An 8215-nucleotide genomic window follows, 5' to 3' on the forward strand; every position below is an offset into this window, starting at 1 on the left:
TAAAAACTCAAGATTACGACTTTGATTTGTGACTTGCCAATTATTGATTATTTTTGATAAAATAGAACTTAAATAGTTCAAAACTTTACCCAATAATATAGGTAAAACAATAATTGAAATTAAAATGAATAGATACCACATTGCCTCATACCTTTCATTTCCTTTCAAGCTGCCAAATCTTGTGGTAAGAAGATAATTTACATCAATAAAAATCAGTAGGAAGGCTCCTACTCCTTTGAACCATTGATCGATCATATTTTTGTTCATTTATCTAATTTAATTTGAAGTATTGAAGTTAACAAAAGTAAGGGAAAAGACAGTCTCTTCGAGGCACGTCCACAACGACAAATACATCAGGCCCGCGATAATCCTCGTTACGCACTTGATTGGGGCTAAAGTAAACAAACATATTGCCTCCCACAAACGCTTCTCGTCCTTGGTTTTTTAACCACCCGGAGAGAGGTCTGACTAATAACTGCATTTGCAGTCCGTGTCGCTGGGTTTCCATGGGAATACCATCATCAGAAGGTAGCTCATCTTCGGTCGGTGGTAGCTTGATCCCTAGTGGGTTAGCTGCAATTAGGAGGGTTTCTTGAGCCATTGGTTGGTTGGGGTGAACAACTGGTGCTACTTTCCTATCATAAACTATCATCAATGTCAACCCCTAGCGCTCTCAATTGTCAGGATTAGTCATATTTTATCTATTGTCTTTCACAATTGGGCAATGAGGTTAAACTTATTCTCGAACTGACCTATCAAGGCTTTGTTTGGGTATATCTCTTGTTGTCTTACTTAATCCTTCCTTAATAATCAAAAACCCAAATATTAACATTAACAATGGATTAATAATAACTCCTATGCTAAGTCCGATATCGGTCATGGCTGGAATAATAAAGTAATTTTTGGGAATGAGCAAAAGACCAAACAGGATCAGATAGGCTAAATCAAACTTACTTGACTTTGGTTCATTAATAAAAAAAGCCAAAGGAATAAAAAGATTGAGCAGTCGATAATCTCCTGATGTGGGGGGGATAACATTCATCACAAAAACTAAAAGAGCTAGTTTTTTCCAGAAAAGTTTCTCCTTAGTCAGAATGTATAAACTTACCAATCCTACTATTATTAACGATAGTACAGAATAGGGTCTCAAAAGTAGTGAAACCCAATCAAAAAATGTTCGCACTATATCTGATGATGAGATTATACCAATATCTTTAGAAATCTTTAAGACAAAAGCGGCAATAACCTTGATCAACCCGAACAAACTGACCCCATAAGGCCAACCTCCCGATCCGATCACATAATATTTCACAAACATTGCTTGATTTCTTCTCAATCCTTGAATATTTTCTAAAATACTTCCCTGAAAACACAGCAGAGAAAAAATAGTTATTAATGCGGCAAATATAATTACATAGAGGATATTTTTCCACTTTTTTTCGCTTGCCAATAGGACTAGAAAAATTGCTGGAAATGGTTTCATGGCAATTGCTAGGGATAGACAAATTAAGGCAAAAAGCGATTTATAGTGATTGAAGCTATTATAAAAGTAGGCAAAACCACATAAAAACAAGAAAGTATATAATTCTGCATTAGCTCTATCTATAGTAATTAGAAAAGGATAGCTCATGAAGGAAATTACAAAAATATCACGAAAATTGTCTAATCTATTAGTCTGAGAAAAGTTCTTGGTTATGAAAAATAGCCAGCAGACTAAAAAAATATTCAAAAATACTAATAGTGCTAAATCTCTGCTCTTAAATAGAGTAAACGGGAAGAAAAATAACTCCCCCAATGGATAATATATACCAAAAATATAAACATCACTTCTGTAGGGATTAAGTTCCTTGATAAAGTTAACCATGTTCCAAAAGTCATTAAACTTATCGTTAGGTGTAAATAAAAAAGTATTAAGAGGATGTTGATTGCCTAAATAAGCTCCCATCGTGTAGTGATAAAAAACGGCGATGGCAAAGCCTATAACTATAATTGTGCTAATAAATCTGATTTTAGTATGGCGTTCCATGTTAATAAATTCTCATTTCGGTACGAAATTGTCTAAAAATACTGTTCACTATTTAATATCAAAGTTGACTCGCGCTCTCTCTACCACTAGAGGTCTTTTTAAGCTTCGTCTATTTATCAAACCAATGTATTCTCCTAAAATACCTATAAAAAATAACTGTACAGAAGAAAAAAGAAACAATCCGATAATGATCGCCGCTATTCCTATGGGGAAAAGGTTCCAAAACAGAAGCTTCAAAATCAAAGTCACCAGACCGACCAGAAAACTCACTAGAGATAGAGCGAACCCGATCATTGTCGCCAATCTTAGCGGAAAATTAGAATAGGTAGTGATGCCCAGCATTGCCAGATCGTACATTCGATAAAAATTAAAACTACTCTTACCTCGTTTTCGGACTTTCTGATGATACTCGATTTTAGCACTCTTAAAACCGACTTCTGAAATAAGACCCTTTAAGTAGGGATAAGGATCATCGATCAAACGCAATGCTTCTATCACTTTGTGATCATATAAACCGAAGCCGGTAAAATTAGAAGTTAAGTCAATCTCTTCTGATAGGGTTCTAACTAAAAAATAATAAAATCTTCTCACACTATAGACCAAAGAGTTCTCTTGACTAGATCTTTTAATTCCTTTAACAACTTGATAGCCTTCCTCCCATTTTTCTAAAAAATCGACGATTAGTTCGGGAGGATCTTGACAATCGGCGAAGACTAAAATAACCGCATCTCCAGTTCCTTGTAAGAGGCCGTAATAGGTAGAACGAACAAAGCCAAAATTCCTAGCGTTAATGATAATTTTGACTCTAGAGTCGCTTTGAGAGATTTGCTCTAATATACTGACTGTTTTATCTTGAGAGTCATTATCGATAAAAATATGCTCGTATTCATATTTTCCTAATCTTGCAAAAATCTCTTTGACCTCAGTATATGAAAACTCAACATTATCTTGTTCATTGTAGCAAGGAGTAACAACACTAATTAATTTTTTACTCATCTTAAATTTCCTCAATTTTCTTTATGTTTAAATGGTCTTTATACCATTCAATTGTATTTTTTAATCCCGTCGTTAAATTATATTTAGGTGTCCAATCGGTCTTTTTTCTAAGCAACTCATTATTAGCACAAATAAACATGGGATCATTGGGACGGTAAGGTAAAGCACCCAGATGAATTAAATCAGGTTTACCTAATAAATTACCAAGTTCAAGTGCTATTTGTCCAACGGTTACAGGTTGACCAGAACCAACATTAACTACACCTGAAACGTTGCTCTTAGCAACTGCCCAAATTGCTGATGCTATATCCTCAACATGAAGGAAATCCAGAACTTGTTCACCTTTAGTTGTTTTTACCACTTCATCCCGCAGCAGTGAACAAATAACCGACGGAATTAACCGTCGCTCATCCTCCATTGGACCATACTGATAAAACAAACGAACCCATGTTAACTCTACTTCGGCGCTCTGGGCTAGTTGTTGTAAAATAGTGAATAGTGCCACCTTGGTCGCTGCATATAAGGTGATGGGTTTTGTCGGACTTGATTCAGAAAAATATCCTAGATTGAAATCATACTCAAAACAAGTCCCTATACCCACAAACCGCTTACAACCTACTTCAGCTAGTTGAGAGAATAAATTGAGACTTGCCTGGAATGAATTCAAGTTTTCCCGAGAATTTAGTTGTTTTCCTGACCCAACATACCAAGCTAAGTGAATACACAATTCGGGCTTGATTTTCTGTAAATAAGCATTCACTGTTTCAAATGCTACTAAGTCAGATTGCCATAAATGTAGTGATGGGAGAATATCTTGAATTCGCCATTGTTCGCCGTTTTCTCGCACAAGTGCGTGTACCTCACACCCTTCGGCTATTAAAAGCCTTGCTACATGGGAACCAACAAAACCCTGACTGACGGACACAAGTGGGTCAAAACCTGACAAGACAAGGGTTGCCAAAAAGAAAAATATCTGGGTAGATAGGGAAAAAGCAAGAATCCCTACAAGATGAAAACCGAGAACAGAATCTTCTCCCAAGTTTATTCCTATCTAGAACAAGGAAGCCGATTTGTGGATAAAAGACATTTAACCGTCCTCAGTTGGATGGTGACAGCCCTACTCAGTAGTCAAAGTCTCAATCAAGCCAGATGGGAACCCTTTGTACAAAGCAGAGCCGAACAAGCCAATAGTTATCAGAGACGGTGGAATCGCTTTTGCCAGAATGGAAGAGTAGCGGTGGAAAAGATATACATCCCCTTAATATTGAAAGCCATCGAGACTTGGAAGGAGAAGGGGGAAAGACTGTATCTAGCAATAGATACCACTCTGTTGTGGAATCAATACTGCTTTGTCTATCTAGCGGTGGTCTGCGGGGGGAGAGCCGTCCCCTTGATGTGGATGGGATTAGAACATGGTAGTGCCAGCCTAGCTTTTGAGAAATACGAACCCTTGTTGGACAGAGCCAAAGGCTATCTTCAGGGCTTTGAGAATGTCATGCTGTTAGCCGACCGAGGCTTTGCCAATCAGCAATTAATTCAATGGCTCAGGAAAAATACTTGGCATTGGTGTCTTCGCTTACCTTGCGATACCCTCATTTACGGTGTTCGCCGTCGGGGTTTTGGCTATGAGGTCAGAGAACTCTATCCTCCCAAACGGCAAGCCTGCTTTTATCGCAACGTTCAAGTCTGGCAGGAGGCTAGAATCACTGCTCATCTTGCTTTAGCCTCTGTTCCAGGGGTTAAGGATAATTGGGCAATTCTGAGCCATGAACCTCCTACCCTTGACACCTTCTGGCAGTATGGTCTTCGTTTTCCCATTGAACATCTCTTTCTCGACAGTAAATCGGGCGTTTTTGACGGGGAACATTCTCGTGTTCGCTCTGCTGCTTGTTTAGAACGTCTCTATCTCATTGTTGCCATTTCTATTCTCTTTGCTACTTTAACTGGCATGGCGGTTCAACAATCTGGCTCTCGCCGTCAGGTTGATGCTCATTTTCGGCGTGGTTTGAGTTATTTGAAAATTGGTTTACGTTGGCTGGCGGGAGTTGTTCATAAGGCGCGTCCCTTCTTGCGACTTGACCACTTATTTTCTGTTGACCCTTTTCCCTGTTTTGCTTCTCGCAAAGCTCGTCAGGATTATTATGGCAAAATTACCTTTTCTTTTATTCAGGAGTTTGAGGCTTTCACATAACAGTACTTGTCTTTGTATTGAAAAATGTGTCCGTCAGTCAGCCGGTAATCAATACTTTCATATTTTGGGTCTTCTCGACTTTCTGTAATAATCAGGGCGCACCATTCCTAGAAGTCTTGCCTAGCAAGACTTTGAAGATTATACTTCTGTAAAATTATCCCTATTCTTCTTCCTTCCACACAGAAACGAGAAGAGCCGCCATATTTTCCTTAACCTGAAATTTTGTCCCAAAAGTTGGGGAATTTTATTGGCCATGACAAAATTCTCGGATAGTCGTTGCTACATAGGTTAACATCTCCTCGGTTAATCCGGGATAAATGCCCAGCCAAAAAACACTACTCATGATTTTATCGGCATTACTTAAATCCCCAATAACTCGATAATTTAACCCCTTATAAAGAGGTTGTCGCAGTAAATTTCCCCCAAATAACAGCCTTGTGCCGATGCGTTTTTCCTCCAAATGCTTAACTAAATCATTGCGGCTAAAAGGAGCATTTTCCTTGACAAAAATCGGAAACCCGAACCAACTCGGTTCAGAATCGGGGCTGGCTTCAGGCAGAATTAAAACATCTTGAAGCTCCTGTAACTTTTGATGCAAAAAGTCGAAATTTTCCCGGCGCTTTTTGATAAATCCTGGCAATTTATCCAGTTGCGCTACCCCAACGGCGGCTTGCATATCCGTCATCTTTAGGTTATAACCCACATGAGAATAGGTGTACTTATGGTCATAACCGAAGGGTAAATCTCCTAACTGCCAACCGAAGCGCTTATTACAGGTATTATCTACCCCCGGAGGACACCAACAATCTCTGCCCCAGTCACGGAATGACTCGACAATCTTTTTCAAGCGGGTATCGCTGGTTAAAACCGCGCCCCCTTCTCCCATAGTCATGTGATGAGCGGGATAAAAGCTAACCGTTGCTAAATGCCCAAAGGTGCCGGTTTTTTGCCCTTTATAAAGACTTCCCACCGCATCACAGTTATCCTCAACTACCCAGAGGTCATGTTTTTCGGCAAAAGCCATCACCGCTTCTAAATTAAAGGGATTTCCCAAGGTATGAGCGATCATAATCGCTTTAGTCTTCTCTGACAAGGCCGATTCCAGCTGCTCGATGTCGAGGTCATAACCGGGTAATTTAACGTCTAAAAAGACGGGAATTAGCTGATTTTGAAAGATGGGGTTAACTGTAGTCGGGAAACCTGCGGCGACGGTAATGACTTCATCCCCCGGTTTAAGTTGTTTTTCCCCCAGTTTAGGGGAAGTTAAGGCACTTAAAGCCACTAAATTGGCCGAAGAGCCAGAATTGACTAATAAACAATGTTTTACCCCCATCCACTGGGCAAAACGTTCCTCAAATTCTGCTGCATATCTGCCCGTCGTTAACCAGAAATCTAGGGAAGAATCCACTAATTTGACTAATTCTTGCTCATCAAATACCTTACCCGATGCCGGAATATAGGTCTGCCCCGCCACAAAAGCCCGGGGTTGAAATTTGTGCTTATAATATTCTTGTACTGCTTGAAAGACTTGCTCTCGCAGTTCTGCTTCAGTATTTGTATTGGGGGGAGAAATAGATTCAGTCATGGTTAATTTCCTTTCAGGGGAGAAATTTGAACTTAATTATTACTTAATTTGGACTATTATCAGCCTTGAGTTCGCTAATCGCTCAGACAACTTTGATAATATTCGATTTGTTGGCGAGTAAGGTCTTGGAATTGTGCTTTATCTTCAGAGTCTATTTGAGCCGCTTGATAATACCATGTCACGGTTTCCTTGAGGGTTTGCCGAAAATCCCAGACGGGTTGCCATTTTAGGGTATGGAAAGCCTTATCTGTGACTAGATTAAGCAATTTAGCCTCATGAACAGCATTCGGATCACTTTGATCGAGCCAAGTCCCCGGCCAAAGTTGTAAGATAGACTCAACTAACTCTTTAACTGGGCGATTAGAGGCTAGAGCCGGACCGAAATTAAACGCCCCATATAACCCCCGGCTGTCTTGCTGCCAATTGGCCGTCATCAACTGCTCATAAATAGACTCAGCTAACCGTAAATAGCCCCCTAAAGGCTCTAAAACGTGCTGCCAAGGACGAGTCGCTAGAGGGTTCCGCACCGGAATCGCTTCGGACTTCATCAAGGCCCGCATTGCATCGGGTACAATCCGGTCTAGAGACCAATCTCCGCCTCCGATGACATTTCCTGCCCTGGCGCTGGCAATGCCGATGGGGGTTTGAGGGGTTTTAAAGAAGGAACTGCGCCAAGACGCAATCGCCAATTCCGCCCCCGCCTTACTAGAACTATAGGGATCATAACCCCCTAAGGGGTCATTTTCCCGATAACCATAGACCCATTCCCGATTCTCATAGCACTTATCGCTAGTAATAAACACGGCGGCACAGGGATGAGTCAGGCTTTTGAGGGCCTCTAAAACGTGAATAGTCCCCATAACATTTGTGTTCCACGTTTCCACCGACTCAAGATAGGAAAGCCGCACCAAGGGTTGTGCCGCTAAATGAAAGACTACATCCGGTTGCCATGAAGCGATTAAACGAGTCACTAACTCAGGCTCTCGAATATCTCCTATATGATGACTCAGGTTCTGGGCTAAGTCTAATTGGTCAAATAAGGCGGGGGTGGTATTGGGAGCTAAACTGAGGCCTTTTACCTCTGCCCCCAAATGGAGTAACCAAAACCCCAGCCAAGACCCCTTAAAGCCAGTATGACCAGTAATAAAGACCTTTTTGCCCGACCAAAATGCTTTTTTTACCATATTTTCCATCTAGCTTGTCCAGTGTCATCAAGGTGATTGAGTATTTCCATTTCTCGGTAAGTATCCATGCACTGCCAAAACCCATCAGGCTCATCCCAGAAGGAGAGGGGAGCTACGATTGTTCACAAGTCAAATAGACTCGCTATACCGGGTTTTCAGTTAATTTCAACGGCTTTCTGCAAGTAATCGCCGAAAAGAGTCTTTGTGAAGGCTTAAACCCATCACCCTAACTC

At 40.6% G+C, this 8215-nt stretch carries 6 protein-coding genes and 2 pseudogenes; 1 reads left to right on the forward strand and 7 read right to left on the reverse strand.

What is annotated here, in order from left to right; genetic code table 11:
- From O9334_RS07905 to O9334_RS07925, 5 genes and pseudogenes are all read right to left on the reverse strand, one after another.
- A pseudogene (locus O9334_RS07905) lies at nt 1-255 on the reverse strand (hypothetical protein); the annotation flags it as partial.
- Nucleotides 256-319: 64 nt separating this feature from the next.
- Nucleotides 320-601: pseudogene (locus O9334_RS07910) on the reverse strand (Uma2 family endonuclease); the annotation flags it as partial.
- Nucleotides 602-736: 135 nt separating this feature from the next.
- Complete coding sequence (locus O9334_RS07915) at nt 737-2026, reverse strand: glycosyltransferase 87 family protein (protein ID WP_287999790.1); 1290 nt, start codon at nt 2024-2026, stop codon at nt 737-739.
- A gap of 48 nt (nt 2027-2074) precedes the next feature.
- A complete protein-coding gene (locus O9334_RS07920) occupies nt 2075-3022 on the reverse strand; it encodes a glycosyltransferase family 2 protein (protein WP_066029961.1) in 948 nt (315 codons plus the stop codon).
- 1 nt (nt 3023) lies between these two features.
- Nucleotides 3024-4061 carry an NAD-dependent epimerase/dehydratase family protein gene (locus O9334_RS07925; RefSeq protein ID WP_287999791.1) on the reverse strand — a complete coding sequence of 346 codons (1038 nt, stop codon included), beginning with the start codon at nt 4059-4061 and terminating at the stop codon, nt 3024-3026.
- Between O9334_RS07925 and O9334_RS07930 the strand changes: the two genes are divergently transcribed.
- Complete coding sequence (locus tag O9334_RS07930) at nt 4032-5213, forward strand: transposase (RefSeq protein WP_287999792.1); 1182 nt, start codon at nt 4032-4034, stop codon at nt 5211-5213. The genes O9334_RS07925 and O9334_RS07930 overlap by 30 nt on opposite strands.
- Nucleotides 5214-5457: 244 nt before the next feature.
- Here O9334_RS07930 and rfbH read toward each other — a convergent pair whose 3' ends face one another.
- Together rfbH and rfbG are read right to left on the reverse strand one after the other, a co-directional pair.
- Nucleotides 5458-6798, reverse strand: a complete 1341-nt coding sequence (gene rfbH / locus O9334_RS07935) for a lipopolysaccharide biosynthesis protein RfbH (RefSeq protein ID WP_287999793.1) — start codon at nt 6796-6798, stop codon at nt 5458-5460.
- Nucleotides 6799-6872: 74 nt separating this feature from the next.
- Entirely contained in the window at nt 6873-7991 is a 1119-nt protein-coding gene (rfbG, locus tag O9334_RS07940) for a CDP-glucose 4,6-dehydratase (RefSeq protein ID WP_045358461.1), read from the reverse strand.
- Nucleotides 7992-8215: the final 224 nt, after the last annotated feature.

The sequence above is a fragment of the Microcystis sp. LE19-8.1F genome, from assembly GCF_027531715.1.
In the GTDB taxonomy this organism is placed as follows: Bacteria; Cyanobacteriota; Cyanobacteriia; order Cyanobacteriales; family Microcystaceae; genus Microcystis; species Microcystis wesenbergii_A.

Coding starts and splice junctions, on each gene's coding strand:
- O9334_RS07915 (WP_287999790.1), bottom strand. CDS start 2,026: ATGGAACGCCATACTAAAATCAGATTTATTAGCACAATTATAGTTATA.
- O9334_RS07930 (WP_287999792.1), top strand. CDS start 4,032: ATGAAAACCGAGAACAGAATCTTCTCCCAAGTTTATTCCTATCTAGAA.
- O9334_RS07920 (WP_066029961.1), bottom strand. CDS start 3,022: ATGAGTAAAAAATTAATTAGTGTTGTTACTCCTTGCTACAATGAACAA.
- rfbG (WP_045358461.1), bottom strand. CDS start 7,991: ATGGAAAATATGGTAAAAAAAGCATTTTGGTCGGGCAAAAAGGTCTTT.
- rfbH (WP_287999793.1), bottom strand. CDS start 6,798: ATGACTGAATCTATTTCTCCCCCCAATACAAATACTGAAGCAGAACTG.